This is a genomic window from Bacillus sp. ISL-39 (genome assembly GCF_018613295.1).
In the GTDB taxonomy this organism is placed as follows: Bacteria; Bacillota; Bacilli; order Bacillales; family Cytobacillaceae; genus Mesobacillus.
Genome location: NZ_JAGGQM010000019.1, coordinates 28,645 through 52,142, shown reverse-complemented (window position 1 = coordinate 52,142; position 23,498 = coordinate 28,645). Strand labels below are relative to the sequence as shown.

The 23,498-nt window shown below is 43.7% G+C and carries 22 protein-coding genes; 5 read left to right on the top strand and 17 right to left on the bottom strand.

The window, feature by feature from the left end; translation table 11 throughout:
• Positions 1–63 precede the first annotated feature (63 nt).
• Positions 64–501 (top strand): hypothetical protein, encoded by a 438-nt coding sequence (locus J7E37_RS14575; RefSeq protein WP_215024692.1) that lies wholly within the window; start codon positions 64–66, stop codon positions 499–501.
• 27 nt (positions 502–528) lie between these two features.
• On the opposite strand, the gene J7E37_RS14570 is transcribed toward J7E37_RS14575, so the two are convergent.
• The 4 genes from J7E37_RS14570 to J7E37_RS14555 form a co-directional block, all read right to left on the bottom strand.
• Positions 529–717 (bottom strand): ComZ family protein, encoded by a 189-nt coding sequence (locus J7E37_RS14570; RefSeq protein WP_041967344.1) that lies wholly within the window; start codon positions 715–717, stop codon positions 529–531.
• A 172-nt stretch (positions 718–889) separates the two neighbouring features.
• A complete protein-coding gene (locus J7E37_RS14565) occupies positions 890–1,840 on the bottom strand; it encodes a BMP family ABC transporter substrate-binding protein (protein ID WP_214776591.1) in 951 nt (316 codons plus the stop codon).
• 143 nt (positions 1,841–1,983) lie between these two features.
• Positions 1,984–2,811, bottom strand: coding sequence for an NAD-dependent epimerase/dehydratase family protein (locus tag J7E37_RS14560; RefSeq protein WP_215024689.1), 828 nt, complete (start codon positions 2,809–2,811; stop codon positions 1,984–1,986).
• A 68-nt stretch (positions 2,812–2,879) separates the two neighbouring features.
• Positions 2,880–3,617: a hydrolase gene (locus tag J7E37_RS14555; RefSeq protein WP_214776593.1), complete on the bottom strand. Its 738-nt coding sequence runs from the start codon at positions 3,615–3,617 to the stop codon at positions 2,880–2,882.
• Positions 3,618–3,865: 248 nt separating this feature from the next.
• Here J7E37_RS14555 and J7E37_RS14550 point away from each other — a divergent pair, with 248 nt between their 5' ends.
• On the top strand, positions 3,866–4,054 hold the full coding sequence (locus J7E37_RS14550; RefSeq protein WP_214776594.1) for a DUF2929 family protein: 189 nt from the start codon (positions 3,866–3,868) through the stop codon (positions 4,052–4,054).
• 478 nt (positions 4,055–4,532) lie between these two features.
• On the opposite strand, the gene clpB is transcribed toward J7E37_RS14550, so the two are convergent.
• Complete coding sequence (gene clpB, locus J7E37_RS14545) at positions 4,533–7,133, bottom strand: ATP-dependent chaperone ClpB (protein ID WP_215024686.1); 2,601 nt, start codon at positions 7,131–7,133, stop codon at positions 4,533–4,535.
• A gap of 141 nt (positions 7,134–7,274) precedes the next feature.
• Positions 7,275–7,457 carry a YjzC family protein gene (locus J7E37_RS14540; protein WP_079508079.1) on the bottom strand — a complete coding sequence of 61 codons (183 nt, stop codon included), beginning with the start codon at positions 7,455–7,457 and terminating at the stop codon, positions 7,275–7,277.
• A gap of 262 nt (positions 7,458–7,719) precedes the next feature.
• On the opposite strand from J7E37_RS14540, the gene J7E37_RS14535 reads away from it, so the two are divergent.
• Positions 7,720–8,532, top strand: a complete 813-nt coding sequence (locus J7E37_RS14535; RefSeq protein ID WP_214776596.1) for an undecaprenyl-diphosphate phosphatase — start codon at positions 7,720–7,722, stop codon at positions 8,530–8,532.
• Positions 8,533–8,779: 247 nt separating this feature from the next.
• Here J7E37_RS14535 and argF read toward each other — a convergent pair whose 3' ends face one another.
• The 7 genes from argF to argC form a co-directional block, all read right to left on the bottom strand.
• A complete protein-coding gene (argF, locus tag J7E37_RS14530) occupies positions 8,780–9,736 on the bottom strand; it encodes an ornithine carbamoyltransferase (RefSeq protein ID WP_214776597.1) in 957 nt (318 codons plus the stop codon).
• The gene (locus tag J7E37_RS14525) at positions 9,733–12,834 is read right to left on the bottom strand and encodes a carbamoyl-phosphate synthase (glutamine-hydrolyzing) large subunit (RefSeq protein WP_214776598.1); all 3,102 of its coding nucleotides are present in this window, start codon (positions 12,832–12,834) and stop codon (positions 9,733–9,735) included. The genes argF and J7E37_RS14525 overlap by 4 nt, the downstream gene beginning before the upstream one ends.
• Positions 12,827–13,906: a carbamoyl phosphate synthase small subunit gene (locus J7E37_RS14520; protein ID WP_215024683.1), complete on the bottom strand. Its 1,080-nt coding sequence runs from the start codon at positions 13,904–13,906 to the stop codon at positions 12,827–12,829. The genes J7E37_RS14525 and J7E37_RS14520 overlap by 8 nt, the downstream gene beginning before the upstream one ends.
• Positions 13,907–13,983: 77 nt before the next feature.
• Positions 13,984–15,138, bottom strand: coding sequence for an acetylornithine transaminase (locus J7E37_RS14515; protein WP_214776600.1), 1,155 nt, complete (start codon positions 15,136–15,138; stop codon positions 13,984–13,986).
• Positions 15,138–15,899 (bottom strand): acetylglutamate kinase, encoded by a 762-nt coding sequence (argB, locus tag J7E37_RS14510; RefSeq protein WP_483297217.1) that lies wholly within the window; start codon positions 15,897–15,899, stop codon positions 15,138–15,140. Before argB ends, J7E37_RS14515 begins: the two co-directional genes overlap by 1 nt.
• Positions 15,900–15,921: 22 nt before the next feature.
• Positions 15,922–17,157, bottom strand: coding sequence for a bifunctional ornithine acetyltransferase/N-acetylglutamate synthase (argJ, locus tag J7E37_RS14505; protein ID WP_251009680.1), 1,236 nt, complete (start codon positions 17,155–17,157; stop codon positions 15,922–15,924).
• An 11-nt stretch (positions 17,158–17,168) separates the two neighbouring features.
• Positions 17,169–18,203 (bottom strand): N-acetyl-gamma-glutamyl-phosphate reductase, encoded by a 1,035-nt coding sequence (gene argC / locus J7E37_RS14500; protein ID WP_214776602.1) that lies wholly within the window; start codon positions 18,201–18,203, stop codon positions 17,169–17,171.
• A 223-nt stretch (positions 18,204–18,426) separates the two neighbouring features.
• On the opposite strand from argC, the gene J7E37_RS14495 reads away from it, so the two are divergent.
• Positions 18,427–19,119 (top strand): Crp/Fnr family transcriptional regulator, encoded by a 693-nt coding sequence (locus J7E37_RS14495; protein WP_215024678.1) that lies wholly within the window; start codon positions 18,427–18,429, stop codon positions 19,117–19,119.
• Positions 19,120–19,179: 60 nt separating this feature from the next.
• Here the strand turns inward: J7E37_RS14495 and J7E37_RS14490 are convergent, their stop codons facing one another.
• The 4 genes from J7E37_RS14490 to J7E37_RS14475 all read right to left on the bottom strand — a co-directional run bounded on the left by J7E37_RS14490 (position 19,180) and on the right by J7E37_RS14475 (position 22,571).
• Positions 19,180–19,896, bottom strand: a complete 717-nt coding sequence (locus tag J7E37_RS14490; protein WP_214776604.1) for a YwiC-like family protein — start codon at positions 19,894–19,896, stop codon at positions 19,180–19,182.
• Positions 19,897–20,228: 332 nt separating this feature from the next.
• Entirely contained in the window at positions 20,229–20,657 is a 429-nt protein-coding gene (locus tag J7E37_RS14485; protein ID WP_215024675.1) for a respiratory nitrate reductase subunit gamma, read from the bottom strand.
• Positions 20,658–20,802: 145 nt separating this feature from the next.
• Positions 20,803–21,318, bottom strand: coding sequence for a molybdopterin-guanine dinucleotide biosynthesis protein B (mobB, locus tag J7E37_RS14480; RefSeq protein ID WP_251009679.1), 516 nt, complete (start codon positions 21,316–21,318; stop codon positions 20,803–20,805).
• Complete coding sequence (locus J7E37_RS14475; protein WP_214776606.1) at positions 21,306–22,571, bottom strand: molybdopterin molybdotransferase MoeA; 1,266 nt, start codon at positions 22,569–22,571, stop codon at positions 21,306–21,308. Before J7E37_RS14475 ends, mobB begins: the two co-directional genes overlap by 13 nt.
• Before the next feature lie 221 nt (positions 22,572–22,792).
• On the opposite strand from J7E37_RS14475, the gene ric reads away from it, so the two are divergent.
• The gene (gene ric, locus J7E37_RS14470; RefSeq protein ID WP_214776607.1) at positions 22,793–23,491 is read left to right on the top strand and encodes an iron-sulfur cluster repair di-iron protein; all 699 of its coding nucleotides are present in this window, start codon (positions 22,793–22,795) and stop codon (positions 23,489–23,491) included.
• The last annotated feature ends 7 nt before the right edge of the window (positions 23,492–23,498 follow it).

Here is a 23,498-nt window from a genome sequence, read left to right as displayed (position 1 = left end):
AACTGCTCTTTCACTGCAACTGAAAATTGAGATTTCCGCATATGCCCTAGTCCATGTGGCCATATGAATCATAAACTGACAGTGAAGACCGTTGCTTTTGGGCATTTTTTCAACGCGCCAGGACAGACTGGAATAAGCCAGTCTAACCAGTTGCTTAAGATCAAACTAAATAGGAAGGTGGGAGTGAAAATGGAGGATGGAAGAGATAGAGACTTATTTGGTTTCAGGCTAAAGAGAGAGGATGAAGAGAGCCCAGATCAACGAGAGAGGGAGAATACGCATTTCGATCATTTTATGTTCGGGAAGCCAAGATACAAAGAAGAATCAAGTGAGCAAAGTGAGAAAAATGATTCTCCCCTTAACAAGTATCTGGGACAAATCGATTTAGATAAAGTGATGTACCATGTAGATACACTGATCACATCAGCCAAAGAGCTCAAACCGCTAGTGGGAAAGGTTAAACCTCTTTTTGATCATTTCATAGATAAAAACAAAAGCTGAGGCGAGCCTCAGCTTTTCCTGTGTATGCTATTCTTTTGCAGCATCAGCTTTTCCGAGCTCATAAGCTTCGTTCATAACATTTGTGAAAAGCGTGAAAAATGGCTGCAGGTTGTCCATAGTCAACTCAATGCCTGCCTCCTGCAGTTTTTGCTGCGCTTCCGGAAGGTACTTCATGGCAATTTGCATGAACTCCATTGTTTTGTCATTGCTTTGCATGTCTATTATCTCCTTTAATAATAGCTCTTTTCGTAAATTATGTTGCTTGCACACCCTTTATCACCTATCCGATTCGGAAGCATCTTCGAAAAGAGCCCGAAACCTTTCGGACTGCGGGTCAGTGCAGGTGTACGAAAAGCAGCAATCAATACGAGTAAAGCTTTAATAATAATTACTGGTTGGGCAATTTACCATTTTCTTTATAAGAATTAATATAAGTGCCTATTCTTTCCCTGAAGTTAGAATCGACTTTAGGACTGAACTTGCCCAGGGAAATAACCCCATCCTGAAAGTCGAATGACAGGTTGCCAGACTTAAGCTCTCCATTATTGAACTTATCGGCCGTCAATTCATACAAGTCATCGACATGCTGGACAGTACTTGTCAACACCGTCGATTCACCGAAATCCGACTGGTCTGAAATATAGCCGATAATATACAAGCCTCGGTCCTTCACTCTTTCAATGACAGGTACATTATACCCATCTCCAGCAGGATATATGACATCAGCCCCTTCATCCAGGACATCATTCAGGACATCGAGTGCCTTTTTTTGGTCATCCCAGTGCCCAACATAACGAATGTCGACCTTCATATCCTTGTTTTCAAAGATTGCGCCATCGTAAAAGCCTTCCACTTCAGGCTGCCACTCATATGCTGCAATGATTCCGACTCTGCCGGTTTCAGACATGTGGCTCGCGACCATTCCGCCAAAAAAGCCCATGGCATATGCCTTGAAATTTAGGCTTGTCGTATTTTTTGACCTGGCATCCCCATTAAAGCTAATGAAATGTATATCGGGATATTCCCCTGAAATTTTATTGAAATAGGCAGCGTATTCATTTCCATGCCCATATATTAAGTTGACTCCCTGTCTGTCAAACTCCCTCACTGCAGCCTCTACGGCTTCTTGTGAATTCATTCCTTCTTTGAAAAAGACATCAACTTCCAGGCTGGATTGGATTTGCAGAAGTCCACGATATCCTTTCGTCCCCCACACCTGATCATTAATAGTTTCAGGCACCAACAGGCCGACTTTCTCTACCTTGCCTGTTGCTAGTGGTTGTCCGCATCCCCCAAGCAAAAGAAGGCTTAACAATATTAGCCCGAAACGTTTCAGCATCCGATGCATCTCCTTTATGCGCCACTGTGCAAATCCTTCAAATCATTCAGTGCCCGCTTTATTAAAATGGAACCGATTATAAGAATCTTTTACCATTTTACTCTTTGGAGTATAACTTTGAAAAGTGGTTTATCGAAATTCACTTAGACTCTGCTGTCCTGTATCCGGGTAAATTGCTCTTTTTGCCTGTTTAACCCCTTGCTGATTTGCTCATTTTTTTCTACTGTTCTGACTTTGATAGACCCTTTAAAGTTCGGCGGCTTAACTTCATTCCTAAGTATTGCAGGTTCCTTGCCAATCAGCTCCTCTGCACACTGCAGCCATCTGCCTCGTTCTCCACTCGATAGTATATACTGGCCCTTTTGGCCTGATTCAGCCATTTCCTTTATCGTTTTTACAGCATCCTCGATATACAAACAATCATGCTTCCACTCCCATTGACTAATATCAGGAATTTTCCTGCCTTCAATTGAAGAATGAGAAATTGCCTGCTGAAAGAAACACTCCTCCGGCTGCCAGGGTCCATAAATGGTTGGCAAGTAGATTGTCAGCAGCGTTGATTCCCGGCTGCTGATAAACCTGCTCATTTTAGTATCTGCTTCTCTCAATTCCACATTTTCCTCGGCAAAAAATGCAGGCAGTATAACGACTGTCGGCAGACTTTTCAAATGTCGGTTTTCTAATTTGCTTAAAAGTGTTTCCATTAAATCATCTGTCTCATTCCGTGCTTGGAGCGATTCAAACAAAGTCAGAAAGAGAAAACCTTCTGCTTCTTCAACTTGCCAGTCTTGAAGGCCGATTTCTGTGAAGTTGGCATTCCTGCCGATTTCCAGGCGTTTTTCTTCTGTAAAATAATCCTCTTTGGACTCTTCTGGATGGATACCAGCTATCTCAACGCCCAGATCAAGCAAATACCTGCAAAGGCTATATCCTATAAAATCATATATTCCGAGAATTACTGCCCTTTCCATATTAAATTCCTCCTTGCAAATACTCTCTTGTATCCTATGAATATAAACTTGAAAATATTTGCAGGGAGTTAAAGGACTTGCTCATGTTTTCTAAAAAACTGAACGATTTGGCTTCCTACTTGAAGCATTTTTTCTGGAAGTACATAGCTTAAGGTAACCGGCAGGTCATCCTTTTCCCATTCAACCGACAGTTCCTTAATGATACTTGATTGCTTGTAAGCCCTGTTTCCTGATAATACTTGGATGATCTTCACCGGGGTATCTTTATTGAAGGCAGGTCTGGAAGATTCGCTGTCAAGGCTTTCAAGGAGCGTGTTAATATCTGTTTCATACGCCGCTTCGAGTTCAGCGACAAGCTTTTTATAAAAAAACTTATTCTCTTTTTCCTGCTCCAGATGGGTACTGAGAGAAAGGATCGGATTGATCAGGACCAGGCTCCTTATTTTAAAATCATTATGCTTTAATAATTTCAAGGCCACAAGCGCACCCATTCCTTCAGCGACTAAATGGAAGGAAGTATTCAATATTTCATTACGGACGATATGGCTGCACAGTCTCAGCGTTAACTCGACAGCCTTTTCACTTCCCCAATGTCTTCCATATAAATTTGAATAAAAAACAGTATACCCTTCTTTTTTCCATATGTTCAACAGTGAACGTTTACCCTCATTCTGCGTCCAGAAGCTGCTGTTGCTGCTCACAAAGTGCCTTTCATCTCCAATCATCAGGATACCGAAACCATTTGGCCTTTCAGGATAATGGATGACATTCCATTCGGTATCCAGTTTAAAGTTCCGGCTCTCCATCTTACCAACCCCTTCCATACAGATTATTCATATTACTGTATGTAGTTTAACAGGAAATGAAAGGGGGTTTGCCCATTTTTCCATATTAATCCCTTATCTTTGCTCAAATTTTCTTGATCCCGCCAAATTTTATCGGTAAAATCGAATTGTTCTATGAAAACGCTTTTCATTTTATTTAAATTTCATTTATAATTTATATGGCTTGTGGTAAGATGAGAAAAGATTTAATAATGTAAGAGGTGAAAATCGTGAAATATTTCTGGACTTTACTCTGGACATTCCTCCTGGTTCTAATGCTAAATTATGTAGCCGGCGCGATGATCGGCGTTGGATTGGACTTAGCTCAAAGTGTGATCATTGCAGTTGTGGCAACAATCATTATCCTTGTGATTCCTGCAGTTCTTCCAACTGGTTCTGAAGAAAATCATAGTCATTAAATAAGAAATGCGTAAGCGCCTTGATCAGCCCTGACAAGCGCTGCCCGACAAAACACCCCATCGTGTGGCTGGCGGGTTTGCACGTCCTGGGCCTTAGAGGGCCGACCGGTGAAGTCGGTTTTTGACTTCATTGGGCGGACCGAAATCGAAAAGTATAGCCGACTGTCCAGAAACGCAGAAACTGGAGACTCCGACCCTGCCGGCGGAGTTGAAGTTTCGAGAGTTTCTAGGAGGCGACACTAGACAATTCGAAAAGCGGAGGCGACTGCCCAACTCCGACATGCGTTGGAGGGCCTGACAGTGAAGTCGCCCTTTGACTTCATTGGCAGGACCGAAACGTCTCGAGGAGTTAGGAGCCGCAGCTAGACAAGCGACTCGAAGGGCTAGGCGCTGGAGCTAGACACTAATCCTGGTGTAAAGCTTCAACTTTCTTATAAATTCACAAAAAAGTCATCCAAAGCGGATGACTTTTTTCATTCTATATAATGCTCAACGAGATATCTCCTTCTTTAACCCCAATTTCTACCTGGCTCTTCTCTTTGATCCTGCCTGCAATGATTTCCCTGGCAAGTTTAGTTTCCAAACTCCTCTGGATAAATCGCTTCAATGGTCTCGCTCCGTATACGGGATCGAATCCATGTTCAGCTAGAAACTCTTTTGCTTCATCCGTGATTGACAGGTGTATCTGCTGGTCGGATAGCCTTGCTTGCAAATTCTTTACCAGTTTTCCGACAATCATTTTGATTTCCTTTAATGCCAAAGGCTTAAACAAAATGATTTCATCTACACGATTCAAGAATTCCGGCCGGAAATGGCTACGCAGTTGGCCCATTACAAGATCCCTGGTTTCAGAGGAGATTTCTTCATCCCCATTCTGCCGGTCAAGCAAATGGTGCGAACCAATATTGGAGGTCATGATGATTACAGTATTCTTAAAGTCGACCACTCTTCCTTGAGAATCCGTTACCCGACCATCATCCAGCATTTGCAGAAGGATATTGAAAACTTCTGGATGTGCTTTCTCAACTTCATCGAGGAGGATGACAGAATAAGGATTTCTTCTGACTGCTTCAGTAAGCTGGCCGCCTTCCTCATACCCCACATATCCCGGAGGTGCTCCAATCAGCCTTGACACTGCATGTTTTTCCATATACTCAGACATATCAATCCGGATGATATGCTCTTCACTGTCAAACAATGACTGAGCAAGCGTTTTGGCCAGTTCCGTTTTACCAACACCAGTAGGCCCCAGGAAAATGAATGACCCAATCGGCCTGTTTGGATCCTTGATGCCCGCTCTTGCTCTTAGGACTGCATCGGCAACAAGTGATACTGCATCATCCTGGCCGACAACCCGTTCATGCAGAATGCTCTCAAGCTTTAGTAACTTTTCGCGCTCTCCTTCAACCAGCTTCATCACGGGTATGCCCGTCCACCGTGAAACGATTCCAGCAATTTCTTCTTCAGTCACTTCCTCACGAAGAAGCCGTTCTCCTTCATTTTGGCTAACTTCCAATTCAAGCTCTTTCAATACTTTTTCAAGAGAAGGGATACGGCCATGCCTTAATTCAGCGGCCTTGTTCAAGTCATAGTCATTTTCTGCTTTTTCCAGCTCCCGTCGCAGCTTTTCAAGCAGCTCCCGCTGTTCCTGTACCTTTTGGATGCCTTCCTTTTCCTTCTGCCATCTCGATTTCATTGCATTCGCTTTTTCCCTTAAGTTGGCGAGTTCCTTACGAAGAGTTTCGAGTCGCTCGCGGCTCGCATCATCTTTTTCCTTTGTCAACGCAGCTTCTTCAATTTCCAGCTGCATCACCCTTCTTGTCACTTCATCTAGCTCAGTCGGCATCGAGTCAATTTCTGTACGGATCATTGCGCAAGCCTCATCAACCAGGTCAATCGCCTTGTCAGGCAGGAATCGGTCTGTGATGTATCGATCTGACAATGCAGCAGCAGCCACTATTGCACGGTCATGGATGTTGACTCCATGGTGGATTTCAAACCTTTCCTTCAATCCCCGTAAAATTGACACTGTATCCTCAACGTCTGGTTCTTTTACCAATACCTGCTGGAAGCGGCGTTCAAGTGCAGGATCTTTTTCGATGTATTTTCTGTGTTCGTCAAGGGTTGTTGCACCGATGCAATGGAGCTCCCCGCGAGCAAGCATTGGTTTTAGCATATTCCCGGCATCCATTGCCCCCTCAGTCTTGCCCGCACCTACAATTGTATGGAGTTCATCAATGAACAACAGTATTTTGCCTTCACTCTTTTTCACTTCATTCAAAACCGCTTTCAGCCGCTCTTCGAATTCGCCCCGGAATTTCGCGCCTGCGATCAGCGAACTCATGTCCAACGCAAAAATCGTCTTATCCTTCAGGCCTTCCGGAACATCCCTCCGTACAATCCTTTGTGCCAGTCCTTCTACAATAGCTGTCTTACCTACACCTGGCTCCCCGATCAAAACCGGATTATTCTTCGTCTTCCTTGAGAGTATACGGATGACATTGCGAATCTCACTGTCCCTGCCGATTACCGGGTCGACCTTTCCTGAACGGACCTCCTCCACAAGATCACGTCCGTATTTTTTCAACACTTCATAAGTTGCTTCTGGGTTTTGTGAAGTCACTCTCTGGTTCCCCCTAACACTATTAATTCTCGCCACTAATGTGTCTCTGTTAACACTTAATTTCCTCAAAGCTGCGCCTGTTTCAGATCCAGGTATCTCAAGTAAAGCTAGCAAAACATGTTCTACAGATAAATAGTCATCTTCAAACTGTTTCATTTCCTTTTCTGCCTGGGCCAAAACCTTTTGCAGTGCTGCTGTAATGTATAATTTCCCCTGTTCTGCTCCGCTTCCGGAAACTTGCGGTTTCTTTGACAGGCTGCGGTTTAATTCTTCTCGAAAATGGTCTAGATTTATTCCGGTACCAGAAAGCAAGGTTGCCGCCAGGCTGCCGTCCTGTTCAAGCAAGGCAAGCAACAGATGCGGATCATCCACTTCCTGATGATTATGTTGAACAGCCAGGGTCTGAGCTGATACAAAGGCATTTTGCAAGCTTTCTGTCATTCTATTTAAATCCATGACCAATCACTCCTTTGACCTTTTTTGACCTTTAGTTTTATTATAATAAAAATCTCCAAATAGTAAAGCCATCCGCACTGGATGGCTTTAAGAAAGACAGTATGAATTTCATTCCGGAAATCCTGGATGAACCAGGGGGAGTTATTTAAACTTTGGCATATATGTCCAGTGGCGGTTGTGGTTGGAGTTTTCCGGAAAACGATCCCCAGCTTTAAGTTTAATTTTTTGCGGATTGTTGACATTGCTGCCTGTTTCACCAATTTCAATGTAAATACCATTATTGGGTGCCTTTTGTCCGGCACGGAACTGATGACTTTGCCCCATTTGCCTTCCTCCTTCATAAAAGTATTCCGGCAATTTTATTATTTACTGATTTAAATAAAGTATTTATGCATATTTTATCCTTTCAAAAAAAGGGGTTATACGGTACATTAGTGTGTATGAGAAAAAAAGAGCAGACATCTTTTCAGCCACTTTAAGCGCTCCACGCCTAAAACGCCGCCCCAATTGGCTGAAAACCTGTTGGGCACTGGAGCTGGATCATTCTCAACGTCATCTTAAATAAACGGAGGAATGCAAAAACAATATGGAAAATTTCTATGAATTGATTAAATACATATTTCTTGGCCTATTCCAGGGAATCACCGAACCGATCCCTGTATCATCCAGCGGACACCTGGAGATAGCAGAGCATTTTTTCAAACTGCAAATTGAAGGAATGAGTTTTGCCCTTCTAATGAATACAGCTTCCCTATTTGCTGTTTTGTTAATTTACAGAGCCGATATCATCCGGTTAATTGTTAACGGAATTGCATATCTTAAAAGTAAAGATCCCGAGGCAAAATCAGATTTTATGTTCATCATTTATCTAATTGTCGGGACAATTCCTGCTGGTGTCATTGGGATCCTATTCGGCGATTTTATCGAGAAAGAACTGGCCCATATTAAAACTGTTGGGGTAACACTTATAGTGACCGGCCTGGCGCTCTGGCTGATCCGAAACATGCGGGGCCGCAAGAATGACGGAGATTTAAGCTTTAAAGATGCCATTATTGTTGGACTTGCCCAAGCAGTTGCACTTATCCCCGGCATCAGTCGTTCTGGTGCAACAATTGTCGCAGCGATGAGCCTGGGTATGAGACAGGAAACGGCACTGAGGTACTCTTTCCTGCTTTATATTCCAGTTAGTTTCGGCGGAATGATTCTCGGTTTTTCTGATCTTTTGCTTGATGACCGTCTTGGAGAGCTGGCATTGCCGTATTCTTTTGCCTTCATCGCTTCACTGATTGCCTCTTACTTCTCTTTAAAATGGTTCATGAATATCATGGCGCGCGGAAACTTAAAGTACTTTGCAATATACTGCTTCATTGTTGGGCCACTGGTCTTGCTCTTTTCCTAATACAAGAAAAGCCGGCTACCTTCATAGCCGGTTTTTTCGTTTTTTGTCACTCTGAAGTGACCTCCTTTATGCCCTTTTGCCTCGTGGTTCACTTATTTGGGCAGTTACGATCTTCTATAGAACCTTTTCGCTCCTTCAGCCACTCATTCGAGCTTATAGAACATTTCTATAGAACCTTTTCGCTCCTTCAACCACTCATTTGGGCTTAAAGAATATTTCTATAGGACTTCTCCACCTCTTCACCCAATCAATCTTTCAATATCTCCACAAGCAATGCCTTCTGGGCATGGAGTCTGTTTCCTGCCTGTTCGAATACCACTGAGTGCTCACCGTCCATCACTCCTGCTGTTACCTCCTCGCCGCGGTGCGCGGGGAGACAGTGCATAAACAAGTAGTCTTTTTTCGCTGCTTTGAGTATTGCTTCATTCACCTGGTAGCCATGGAAATCATTTAATCTCTGCTCATTTTCCAACTCCTGGCCCATGCTGGTCCATACATCTGTATAGATGATATCCGCGTCTTGAACAGCTTCTTGAGGTGATTCCGTGATGACCATGTTTGCACCACTTTTTCTTGCAAGGTCCTCACACCGTGCTGTTATCGTTTTATCGGGGAAGTATCCTTTTGGTGAAGCAATATATACATCCATCCCGATTTTTGTGCAGGCGATCATCAGTGAATGGGCAACATTGTTCCCATCACCGATGTAAGCAAGCTTAAGGCCTTTAAGCTTCCCTTTTTTCTCATAAATCGTCAACAGATCAGCAAGTGCCTGGCATGGATGATACAGATCGGTCAGACCATTAATGACAGGTATGTCGGCATAATCGGCCAATTCCTCAACTGACTCGTGCGAGAAGGTTCTGATCATGATGCCGTCCAGGTATTGCGAGAGAACCTGGGCTGTATCTGCCACTGTCTCTCCGCGCCCAAGCTGAAGGTCGTTTCCATTTAAATAAAGAGCACTGCCACCAAGCTGGATCATGCCTACCTCAAATGATACTCTAGTACGCGTTGAGGACTTGTCGAAGATCATACCCAGTATTTTGCCTTTGAGGGGCTGGTCAAATTGTTTCTTTAAAGTTTTTTCCTTCAAGATGACTGCCTTTTCTAATAAAGTTAAGATTTCCTGTGGTTCCAAATCGGCCAGGGTTAATAGGTCTTTGCCTTTTATATCAATATGAAGCTGCTGTAGTGCTGTCATTCTGCCATCACTTCCTCATTAGTTTCTGTCAGCCATTGATCCAGGGAGTTAACGTTCCAACTTTCGGCTGATGCACTTTTTAATAGTGCATGCAGTGTTTCCTTTTGGGTCAATACGATCTTCCGGTTCTTGACAGCCCATTCCCTCAAAGATAAATCTCTTTCTGATGAACCCGGACAATACAAGGCTGCCACTTTTTTATGGTCGGATACTTTTTCGATATGAATTAAATGAAAATCGGCTGCCAGTTTTCCTGCTTCCAATAAATCATTTTCATCTGCAAAGGCGATGTCTCCCTGGACAGCTTTTCCGCTGATTGAATGGAAGCTCTTATGCAGTGCCTCTTCAAGTGTCGATGCAATGCTGATGCCTTCCCCTGTCGATATCATTTGCGGACCAGTCCTGGCGTCCAGCCCTTTTAATGCAAAGTTCGAAAATACCGGATGCTTTACGACTGTGTATCTTGCATCAGAGTCGAGCAGAACTTCATCTTTCGACAAAATATATTTCCCAAGCAATATTTTTGTCGCTTTTTTGACTAATTCAACACCAGCTGCCTTGCTGACGATCGGCATCGTCCTGCTTGAGCGCGGGTTGACTTCAAGCAGATACACTTCGTTTCCCTTAACAATGAACTGGATGTTCATTAATCCCTTATACTTCAATTCCTTCACGATTTTCTTTGCATACTCCGCCATCCGCTGCTTCGTTTCATTTGGGAAGCTTTGGGCTGGGATGATGCAAAAGCTGTCCCCCGAATGGACGCCGGTCTTTTCGATATGCTCGATGATGGCCGGTATCAGGACATGCTCCCCATCGGACGCAAGATCAAGTTCCGCCTCAGTTGCTTCAAGGTATTGATCAACCAGAATTGGGTATTGAATGTTACCTTCATCCACTACTCTTTTCAATTCATCCTGATCTCGAAGTATCACCATATTAAGTCCGCCAATCACATACGAAGGCCGGATTAAAACTGGATATCCTAACTCCTCCACAGCAGACAGCAGTTCACCCTCATCCTCAGCTGTTTCACCCTTTACACGCGGAATCTTAAGCTTGTCGAGCAGCTGATAAAATTGATCCCGGTCTTCGAACAGGTCAATTGTTGCTGAACTTGTTCCAAGCAGCTTGACTCCTGCTTCCTCAAGACCCTTCGCCAGATTCAAGGCAGTCTGCCCGCCCAGCTGGACTATGACTTCCTGTATTCCTTCCATTTCAATCACATTCAGGATGTCTTCCATTGTTAAGGGTTCAAAATATAATCGATCTGATATGGCAAAATCAGTGCTGACAGTCTCCGGGTTATTGTTGATCATGATCGTTTCAACATTTTCTTCTTTGAGGGCAAAAACGCCATGAACCGAGCAATAATCAAACTCAATTCCCTGACCGATGCTAATCGGGCCGCTGCCAATGACAAGCACCTTTCGTTTGCTGCTATCAACCGTCGCTTCATTTTCACCAAGATAGCTGGAGTAAAAATAATTGGACGCAGATTCGAATTCCGCCGCACATGTATCGACCATTTTATAAACAGGTTTGATACCATGGCTTTTCCGCAGCTCCCTGACCTTCTGCTCACGAACACTCCACTTTTTGGCCAGAAAAGCATCACTGAATCCTTTTTCTTTCAGAGATCTAAGCTTTGGAGCTGTAATACTTTCAAATTGAAGCCCTTCAATCGACTTCTCAATATCGGTCAAAGACTTGAATTTATTCAGGAAAAATAAATCGATCTTTGTTATTTCATGGAGGGATTGAATTTCCATACCCCGACGCAGCAATTCGAGCAATGCAAAAACCCGCTGGTCTGTCTGTTTTCCAGCCAGAGCATTCAGCTGTTCGACAGTAAATTCTTCAAACGCCGGCAGTTGTAGATCCAGAGCATTGCTATTCAGTGACCGTATCGCTTTGATAAAAGCTCGTTCAAAGCTTCGGTCAATTGCCATTGCTTCCCCTGTTGCCTTCATTTGCGTCCCTAAGGTCCTGTCGATTTGCGGGAATTGCTCAAACGGCCATTTCGGTATTTTCACCACTACATAGTCGAGCGACGGCTCATAGCTGGCAAAGGTATTGCCTGTAACAGGGTTAATGATTTCGGAAAGGTTGTAACCGGCTGCCAGCTTTGCGGCCATCCGTGCGATTGGATATCCTGTCGCTTTCGATGCGAGCGCTGAGGACCTGCTGACCCTGGGGTTTACTTCAATCAAAAAGTAATTTTTGCTCTTAGGGTCGAGGGCAAACTGGATATTGCAGCCTCCTACGATTCCCAGAGCTGATATAATTTTAACAGCGGATGTCCGAAGCATATGGTATTCTCGATCCGTCAGCGTCTGTGATGGAGCTACTACGATGGAGTCGCCAGTATGGATGCCAACCGGGTCGATATTCTCCATATTGCAGATGGAGATGCAAGTACCAGCAGCGTCACGCATCATTTCGTATTCAATTTCCTTATAGCCTGCAATGCTTCTTTCAACCAGGCATTGATTAATCGGGCTCTCATTCAGCCCGCCGGATACAAGAGAGATCAATTCTTCCATTGTTCCGGCAATCCCGCCGCCTGTGCCTCCCAGCGTGTAGGCGGGCCTTACAATTAACGGAAAGCCGATTTTGTTTGCAAAGGCCACCGCTTCTTCAACAAATTGAACGATTTCACTCTCCGGCACTGGTTCATTCAACTCATGCATCAGGCTGCGGAATGCTTCCCTGTCTTCTCCTTGCTTAATACTCGAAACTGAAGTCCCCAGCACTTTTACATTGTATTTTTCGAGAATGCCCTCTTCACTTAGCTTGAACACAAGATTCAATCCTGCCTGGCCGCCAAGAGTCCCTAAAATACCATCCGGCTTTTCCCGCTGGATCACTTTTTCTACCGCTTCTGCCGTCATCGGTTCAAAATAGACTGCATCTGCAAATACATGATCCGTCATGACAGTTGCCGGGTTATTGTTTACAAGAATGACCCGGTATCCTTCCTCTTTCAAGGCAATGCATGCCTGTGTCCCTGCATAATCGAATTCAGCGGCCTGGCCGATAATAATGGGGCCAGAACCGATTACCAGTATTGAATGAATATTTTTATCCTTAGGCATAGCTGACTTCTCTCCGTTTTCTGTATTTGACTGTATTGATGAAATCTTCAAATATGAATACACTGTCTTCAGGTCCAGGACTGGCTTCTGGGTGGAACTGAACAGTCATCAGCGGCCATTTTTCATGGTAAAGGCCTTCGATTGACTGATCATTTTTATTGAAGAAACGAACCTTCAATCCTGTACTGTCGATACTTTTTGGATCAACTGCATAGCTGTGGTTTTGCGAGGACATGAACACCCGGTTGCTTTTCACATCGTAAACTGGCTGGTTTGCACCACGATGGCCAAAGAGCATTTTGCTTGTATCCCCTCCAAGGGCCAGCGCTGCCAGCTGGTGCCCCAGGCAAATCCCCAATACTGGATAATGCTCGATTATTTTCCTGATCTCATGCAGCTGTCCAAATAATTCCTTCGGATCACCAGGTCCATTGGATAAAAGCACACCATCAGGCTTCAAGGTTGCAATTTGTTCTAAGCTATAATTGAAAGGAACAATTGTCACGAGACAATTTTGTTTTACCAGATAGTCTGCGATTGATTTCTTAAAACCGTAATCAATTAACACAATATGAGTGTCGCCAAACCCTAAAGTTTCTGGTACCACCGATGATACTGCCTGCACCTTGAGACCCTTGATCGTTTCACAGCTTGATTCACATATTGAGTCGCTTGATAAAATGGCAGGCATCGTTCCATTCTGCCGAATACATTTTACGAGCTCGCGAGTATCCACATGCTCCAGTACGGGAATATCCCATTTCTCCAGATATTCAGTGAATGAGTGCTGTGCTTCATAGTGATAAGCTGTTTTTGCAGCTTCAAAGACAATCACTGCCGCAACATGCGGCTTTTTGCTTTCAAAATCTTTATCATTGATTCCATAGTTGCCAATCAGCGGATACGTGAAAACAATGATTTGATTCTTGTATGAAGGATCGGTCAATACTTCTTGATAACCCGTCATTCCTGTAAAAAAAACAATCTCGCCGGCAATGGCCTCTTCAGCTAGCGATCCATGTAAGTGCCCCTGAAATGTCTTGCCGTCAGCCAGATGCAGATATCCTTTCATCAGACACATCTCCAAACGTATATTTATTTAAGTTAATTTATTTTTATGCAACGCAATTTAAAAAATTTTACTGCAATTTATGCAGTTACCTTAGATTTACTTAAGGTTCCTTTCAGTAAAGAGACAGCCTTCTCTATCTCCTCTTCTGTAACATTCAGCGGCGGAAGCAGACGGACAACCTTTTCTCCTGCCGGCAATGCAATCATTCCCGATTTCCTCAATTCAGCTAAAATCGGCTGTGCATCGACAGTCAGTTCAATTCCAGCCATCAACCCGAGTCCCCTGATGTCTTTAACCACTTCCATCCAACCGAGTTCATTATGAAGTAACTCAAATAGTAATTTCCCTTTGGCAGATGCCTCTGCAAGGAATCCTTCATTAAAAATGGTATCCATAACGGCTATCGCTGCCGCCGTACTGATCGGATTTCCGCCAAATGTCGAACCATGGGTGCCCGGACCAAAAAACTCAGCGAGACCAGCTTTGCCGATGGCGGCTCCTATTGGAAGCCCATTACCAAGCCCTTTTGCAACGGTTATAATATCAGGTTCTATCCCAAAATGCTGAAATGCAAATGGTCTGCCAGTCCGGCCGATCCCGGTCTGGATTTCATCGATAATAAGCAGTACGCCACTTTCAGCACATAAACTTGCTGCTTCCTTTATAAATTCGTTTGTTACGACATGAATTCCGCCCTCACCCTGGATAATTTCAATCATTACCGCAGCTGTATCAGAATCAATTTCAGTTTTTAGAGCATCCAGGTCATTGAATGGCATATGGATAAATGTTTCAAGCATGCTGCCATACCCCTGCTTGATTTTATCCTGCCCGGTGGCAGCCATGCCGGCGAAAGTCCTGCCGTGAAAGGATTGCAGGAACGTGATGATTTTGGTGCGCCCAGTAGCTTTCCTTGCAAGTTTAATCGCTGCTTCGTTTGCTTCTGCACCGCTATTGGCAAAAAATACACAATCCAATCCAGAACTATCTGCGAGCTTTTTAGCTGCTTCTTCCTGGATTGTTTGCGGAAAGAGATTCGATACATGCCAGAATAAGTCGAGTTGTTCCTTGACTGCATGCTCTACTGCTTCATGACGATGGCCCAAATTGCAGACGCCAATGCCAGAAGTAAAATCAAGGTATTGCTGGCCGTCCTTTCCATAAAGGAGCGTCCCTTCTGCTTTTACAGGCTGTATTTCCCATCGTTGATAAGTAGGGAATAAATGGCTCATTAAAACACCTCTTCTTTTGCGGCAATCGCTGTTCCATGCCAGCAGTTATTTTTATAGAATCGCTTTTTGCCAGAAATAATCATGACAGTATCTACACCCGCCGCTGTAGCTGACAAGGCGGATTTTACCTTTGGAACCATTCCTCCATAGATACTTCCATCAGAAATATAGCTCTCTATTTGACTATCAGTCTTTTCGGTCACCAGCTCACCATCTATCAGGATTCCGTCCACATTGGTTATAAAAGCACAACGTTCAGCCTTCAAGGCTTTCGCAATCGATGCAGCAGCATAATCGCCATTTATATTTAGCTTGCTGCCATCATTGGCAATACCGAGTGGCGTAATCACAGGAATATAGCCATTTTGAAGCGCCAGCATAATCAAGTCAGTGTTTACCTGGGTAATCGTCCCAACGTATCCCAAGCTCTGCTTATCAATATATTCGGCCTGAAGGCAAAGACCATCGCTCCCATTGATGCCAAGAGCATTGAAGTCCTGCTTCATCAGCATGCTGCACAGCTGCCGATTCGTCTGTCCGGAAAGTACCATTTCAACAATTCCGATCGTCTTTTCACACGTCACTCTAAGACCATCTTTGAACATAGCCGGGATTTCATATAAATCAAGCATCGAGTTGATTGCTGGCCCGCCCCCGTGAACGATGACGGGATAGAACCCATCCGCCATCAATTCTTTTAGACTACTGAAGAAATTGTCATTAAGCTCCTCTAACACACTTCCGCCGCATTTAATGACCACCGTTTCCAATTAATCCGCCCCTTTAAGTCCGATAGCTTGCATTTATTTTCACATAATCATAGGAAAGATCGCAGCCCCAGGCCATTCCTTTTCCTTCCCCCAAATGCAGGTCAACGAAAATTTCAATCTTGTCATCCATCAGGTACTCCCTCGCCTGATCTTCATCGAAAGCTACAGGTGTACTATCTTTAAGCATAGCAATTTCTCCAAGAGATATATCGACAGTTTTTGGATTTACGGATGCCTCACTTTGGCCGATCGCGCCTATGATCCGTCCCCAGTTCGCATCCGCCCCGTAAACTGCTGTTTTGACAAGGTTAGACCCGGCGATCTGTTTTCCGACCATTCGTGCTTCTTCATCAGACATTGCGCCTGTTACCGATATCTCAATCAATTTTGTTGCTCCCTCTCCATCCTTTGCAATCTGTTTTGCAAGACTTGCACAGCTTTCTTTTAACAAGTCTATAAAAACTACCCAATCTGGATGGTCCGGGTCCAATGACAGATTTCCTGCAGTTCCATTTGCCAGCACCAGCACCATATCATTCGTGGATGTATCTCCATCCACCGTGATTTGATTGAAGGTTGTATTCGTTACATCCTTTAGCGCTGCCGCCAAGTATTCACTTGATATATTAGCATCAGTTGTTAAAAAACCAAGCATCGTGGCCATGTTCGGGTGAATCATCCCAGAACCCTTCGCGGCCCCTCCTATACTCACTGTTACCCCGTCAATTTCAGCAGTGTAACAGCAGCTTTTCATTACTGTATCCGTTGTCAGGATCGCCGTTTGGAAATCCTTTGCATCATCCGCTGTTTTGCCGATAGAAAGCTTTCCGATTCCAGACTCAATTTTTTCCATCTGCATATATTCACCGATTACTCCAGTGGATGCAACAGCAACATGATGTTCAGGAATCCCCAGTTTTGCTGCTGCCAATGATCGCATTTTCAGCGCATCCTTATATCCTTGTTCTCCCGTGCATGCATTCGCACATGCACTGTTGACGACGATTGCCTGGAGAACCTTCTCCTCCGCAATACTTTCCTGTGTTACCGCCAATGGAGCCGCCTGGAAGTGACTTGTCGTGTAGACAGCGGCACAACTGGCCGGATTCTCGCTTACAATCATCCCTAAATCAAGCTTGGCATAGCGCAGCCCTGCATGTACTCCGCCGCACTGGAATCCTTTTGGAGTTAAAATTCCTCCATCAGGGATTTTTTTTATTAATTGCTTGTCGGTCATTGCCTGGTACATATTTTCCTCCTTTATGGATACAGTGGAATCATCTTCAGTCCTGCACTTTCCTCTAATCCAAACATAATATTGGCGTTTTGAACCGCCTGACCTGCAGCGCCTTTCATTAAATTATCGATCACCGATACAATCGTCAGCCTTCCTGTCCTGCTGTCCGCATGCAGCCCAATATCACAGTAATTCGACCCCTTGACCTCTTTGACTGAAGGGAACATTCCGTTTTTCCTTACTCTTATAAATGCGTGGCTATCATATGTTTCTTTATATAAATCTAACAGTCTCAAAGTATCCAGATCTTCTTTTAACTGAACATATATGGTCGCCATGATTCCTCTTGTGACGGGTATTAAATGTGTGCTGAAGGTGACCCTAACCTCTTCGCCATTCCAAAGACTGAGCTGCTGCTCGATTTCAGGGATATGCTGGTGCTCATTAACTTTATAAATTTTGAAATTTTCATTCAACTCAGCGTATAACGTTCCCATTGAGGGAGACCTTCCTGCACCGGACACTCCAGACTTTGCATCAATGATGATACTATTCGAATCAATCAGCTTTTCTGTCAGCACAGGTGCCAGCCCAAGGAGAGCTGCAGTCGGGTAACATCCTGGATTTGCCAGCAGGTTTGCATTCATAATCTGCTCCCTATTCCATTCACTTAGCCCGTATACCGCTTCATCCAATATAGAAGCACTGACTGATTCATGCTTATACCATTCTTCATATGCTGATGCGTCTTTCAATCTCAAGTCACCTGATAAATCAATGACTTTAATGTTCTTATTGAGAAAAGATTTTACAAGCTTTCCGGAAACTTTTGATGGGGTTGCCAGGAACACAATGTCTGATTCCGCGGCGATTTTGTCAGTTTCAATCTTGGTGAGGACTTTATCAAAAATCCCTGTTAAATGGGGGTATTCTTCAGAAACAGGTTTTTCTTCTCTTGTTGTGTGGATTGAATGAATACTGATATATGGATGATTTGCCAGGATACGAATTAGTTCTCCACCCCCATATCCAGTTGTGCCAATGATTGATGCCTTCACTTGAAACCTCCTTTCAACGCATGCATAAATAATCACGTTTGTTTATATTTATAAATAAATTTCTTTTTATTATAAAAACAAAGAGAAAAAAACGCAACAGATTTATTAACAATATGTGAACAATTCACAATTTTATTGCTGGCTTTGTATGCTTTACAATATAATAATATTAATATCAGATACGGAAGGGAGTATAACCTCCCGTAGATAAGGTGGTATTCATATGTTGACTGCAACAACGTTGTCACCAAATTTGAATAAGCTTTTTGAAAAGGTCCATAAAATCAAGACTATTGATAAAGGGCGGTTTCTTTTTGAAGAAGGAAATACCGCAGACGAGCTGTATATTATCCAGAGCGGGAAATTTCAAATCAGCAAAATGGTGCCGGATGGACGCGAGTTAACAATCAGAATGTGTTCAGCTGGTGAGTTGGTTGGAGAGTTATCACTATTCAGCACGGCATCTCAGCATATATTGAATGCCCGGGCCTCAGAAAGCGGTACTGTAGCGGTGATACAGAAGGATAAGCTCGAGACTGAAATTGAAAAGGACAGCGGGCTGGCACTGGAACTCGTTAAATGGCTTTCCCTGCAGCACCGCAAATCGCAAACAAGGTTCAGAGATCTCGTCCTTCATGGAAAAAAAGGCGCATTGTACTCCACATTGATCCGGATGGCAAACAGCTATGGCATTAAAACAGATGAAGGCGTTAAAATTAATGTATCCCTTACAAACCAGGAGCTTGCAAACTTCTGTGGGACCTCACGCGAAGTCGTAAACAGATTATTGAGCGACCTAAGGAAAAGCAAAATCATTTCCATTGATAAAGGATTCATTACCATCCATGCCATCAACCGCCTAAAAAGAGAAATAGATTGTGAGAATTGCCCGATTGAGGTATGCAATATTGAATAGAAAAGCCGCCAGACTTTAACTGGCGGCTTTTCTTATTGAGTGTTTTCAAATTGGATGATCTTAGAGAATCGCAAACAGCATGATGATAAAAAACAGGGCTGCGTTCACGATTTCGTATATGCCTACCTTCATGACAGAAAGCGGTTTACCGTAAAATGCCATCGCTCTGATAAAGCTAGGAATTGCGGCTGCCGCTACGATTGCTTCTCCAGCCACAAGCCATAATACCGGAACGAGTAAATGGTACGACCAGGAAATCCATTTGAATTGACTATTTTTCTTCTCGCGGATCATTGTTTTCACGTAAAATGTGCTTCCTGTGAAAAACAGGATCGATGCGGCAAAAACAAGAATGGCATTTTCATTGATTTCCCCATTCGCAAGATAGCTGCTTGCAAGTCCGGCAATAGAGAAAACAACGATTGCACTTAAATCATTAAGGAGAGCACGGTCTTTATTTTTCGCAGAGAAGTATGCATTGATCATGAAAAACGGAATCATTGCTAGGCCAAAGGTCACAATCGTTGGTGTCATGAACAATGGGACCATCAAGAATAATAAGGCTGGTATTATATAAGTAAGCGCCCATTTACGATAAAATGGGATTTTCTTTTTCTTGAACATCAAAAGAAGCGGATATGTTCCTAAATATAGTAACAGCCACCCGATAAAAAACGGGACATGCTGCCAGACTAATTCACTTGCCGCTGCTCCAAGCCAGAAAGGGATGATCAACATCGCCCAGGCTCCATGCTGTTTTGGCATAAATAACTTCATGAATGAACACTCCCTTTTGTTTCCTGCCTTAAATATAAAGCAGACAAAAGGTATAATAAGTGAAACACATCACATTTGGGGATGAGGAATTCCAAATGACACTGAACTGTCAAAAAGAAGGGCTCTTTTCTCAAACTTTTTGCTATTGACCGCAAAATAGGATGAATGAACTATGTTTCCTTGCAAAGTTGATTCTAAGAATGAGAAAAGAGCATGCAAACTTTATTCCGACCTACTAATTAGCTTTAGATTATTTTAAAATCGTCTTTAGGATTTTAACAACAATCTTTACGAAAACAACCTAAAGAAAAGAAGAGGCTGAAATTCTGCCATCAGCCTCTTCTTTCGAAATGCAATTTTAAAAATATTTTCTTTAAATATAAGTGCGGTTTTAGCAAATAATAAATTTCCTTCGTGAATGCCAGACTCAATAGGAATAGGAATACAGTAATATAATGGACCTTCGAGAGAATGGAAACATCCATGACCAGGCTCATGTCCGGCTGCAGTTGGGCAAGGCTGATGAGCCATCTTAACAGCAATACTGGTTCGTTCGCTATGCTGCTTGACAGCACGATCGCAATACCTGTCGCCGTGCTGGCGGCCATAAGTGTTTTGACGACGCCCAGCAGAAGCCTCCCTGCTTTCGAACGTGTTCCTTCCTCTCTCGATGCATCGTACTGCCAGACTAGTCCCATCGCCACAATTGCCACAACAGAATATGGATAAACAATCCACAAAAAAATTTGCAGCATTTCCATCGCTCTCACCTCACACATATGTCACAACCTGAACCCCATTAACATTCTAACCGGGCAGGTATAAAGTGGCAGTGACAAAAGTCGCCGTATATGTCTAAAATAAGAACTTTTCTAGCTAAACCTTGAAGGACCTAGAGGAAATCACCTATTTTTTGATGATTTCCTCTAAAATCCAGCTAACTCCATCATCCATATTAAGAACAGGAAGTGCAATATCCTTTAATAAGTTTAGCAGACCCGGATCCCGGCATAAGACGACCTGGATATTCTGAAGCTTTTCCACTAGCTCCAGATCTCTTTCATCACGCAGGATGACCGCCTTGGGAAAGGGCTCATTCTTATAGCCTTCTATCAATATTACATCTGGCTTGAAGAAGGAAAGCATGTCTATTTCTTCAGCAAGGGACCATGAACCGTTTTCAGCATGGATGATCATCCTGCCTCCTCCTTCTACAAGTGAGACAGCGGCTCCAGCCTTAATATGCTTATCTGAATCCTTTGCCTCAACAACTTCCGGCTTGCCGCCATGCCCATGATGTTTCACTGTCGCTACCTTAAGGCCAGCTGCAGTCAGCTGTTTAATCAACATCAGGCTAAGCGTGGTTTTGCCGCTGTTTTGGTACCCTGCAATCTGGAACAGCACCGGTTTTACCAAGGCCATTCGCTGCCCGCATGGTCTTCGAGCATCAGGACCTCCACCTCGGTTCCCTGTTCAAAACCTCTCGTGCCGCCAGGCAGAATCATGAGGGAGTTAGCCCCGGCAAGGCTCATGATGATGTTTGATTTATCCAGACCGCTTGGTGTCACTACCAGTTTTCCATTCTCGATTGTCAGGGCACTCCTTACAAATCTAGTGAATGGATTTGCTTTAGGGAAATTGGCATCAAGAATGGCTTTCTCCTTCCTCAAATGAGGCTGACCAGTGAACAGCATCGTCCTGATGATTGGACGGGCGAACAATTCAAAACCTACATAGCAAGCAGAAGGGTTTCCTGACAGACCGAACAATACCTTCCCGTCAAGCTGGGCTACAGTAGTGACGCTTCCAGGCCTCATCGCTACCTTATTGAACAACACCTCTGCTCCAAGCTTTGCATAGATTTCCGGGAGATAGTCATAGTCCCCGACAGAAACCCCACCGGTTGTAATGAATAAGTCCACTTCCTCAATCGCTTTGCTCACTGCATCGAAGCATGTATCAAAATCATCTGGCAGCTGTCCAAAGTATTTCACTTCTGCACCGGCACGAAGAATTTGCGCGGAGATCATATAAGAGTTGCTGTTGCGAATTTTTCCCGGCTCAAGCGGTTCATCGACATCCAGCAATTCAGTCCCTGTTGCATAAAGGCCAATTACCGGCTTCTTTGCTACTGGTACTTTTGCATACCCGAAAGTTGCCAGCATCGCCTGGATTCCCGGATTGATGAAGGTGCCTTTTTTTACAAGGACCTCCCCTTCCTTTGCATCCTCACCGCGGTAGGAAACATTGTCTCCTTTATTATGTTTCCGCTTTGTTTCCATATATTTTTTTCCATCACGCTCTGCTTCTTTAGCTAATTCCAGCATAACAACAGCGTCAGCTCCAACAGGCATCTGGGCGCCTGTCATAATCCTGACAGCCTGGAACGGTCCAAGTTCTTTATCCGTTAGCATACCTGCTCCGATATGGTCAACCACTTCGAATTCAACCGCGTGATTTTGAGAGGCTTCCTGTGTATCGACAGAACGAATCGCATATCCATCGTATGGAGCTCTGTCAAAATGAGGCACATCACTGGTTGCTTTCAAGTCCTCTGAAAGATAGCGTCCAAAGCTTTCATTTATTGAAACATATTCAGTGGAGCCTTTTTTCTTATGCTCCATCACTCTCTTAACTGCCTCTCCAATTGGAATAGGGTTTCTTTTTTCTAACATATAATCAGCTCCTATTGCAGGCTTAACTTATAAATATACCCTTTTCATTATAAGAGTAATGTAAAAATGAAAACATAACAAACCTCACAGTATTCTCTCATAAAATCTCCCGAAAATATGTAGATTTTTTGTGAAGTGTGATGCACATCACCAAGCAGTAAAACCATTTCCTTTATGATGAGTATGTAAACAGTATTAAATAATCTCCTGGAGGTACTTATATGAAAATGCCTTTTGATCAAAATTCTTTAGTTAAAGATATTGTCAATATATTCCCTCAATCAAGTGATTTGTTCAAGCAAAATAGACTGGATTTCTGCTGTGGCGGCAATCGTCCTCTAGCGGAAGCGGCGGCTGAACAAAACCTGGACGTGCCGGCAATCATGGAGGCACTCGAAGAATTATATCGAAAGCATAACGGCGCTCCAGAAAGTATGGAGGTCTGGACAGAAACTGACTCAGCAGAATTGATCGACCATATCAAGAACAAATACCACCGCGAACTTGAAGAAGAGTTAAAACTGCTAAGCCCGTATGTAACAAAGGTCGCTAAAGTGCACGGTGACCGCCACGATGAACTTTTGAAGGTCTATGAGCTTTTCTATAAGTTGAAGAAGGAGCTCCTGGAGCATACCGCAAAAGAAGAAGCAACTGTCTTCCCGCTATTGCTGCAGCTTGATACCGCAAATGATGTAGAACGTTCTGAAATGATCGCAGAAATCACAGAACTTGAGAAGGAACATGACCATGCCGGCTCAATCCTAAAGCAACTGCGTGAAATAACAGCTGACTTCAATCCGCCAATCGATGCGTGCGGAACGTACCGCTTGGTATACAAGCGTCTTGAGGCGCTGGAATCACATACCTTCATGCATGTCCATCTAGAAAACAACATCCTGTTTCCAAGGTATATCGCCTAACCAGTTA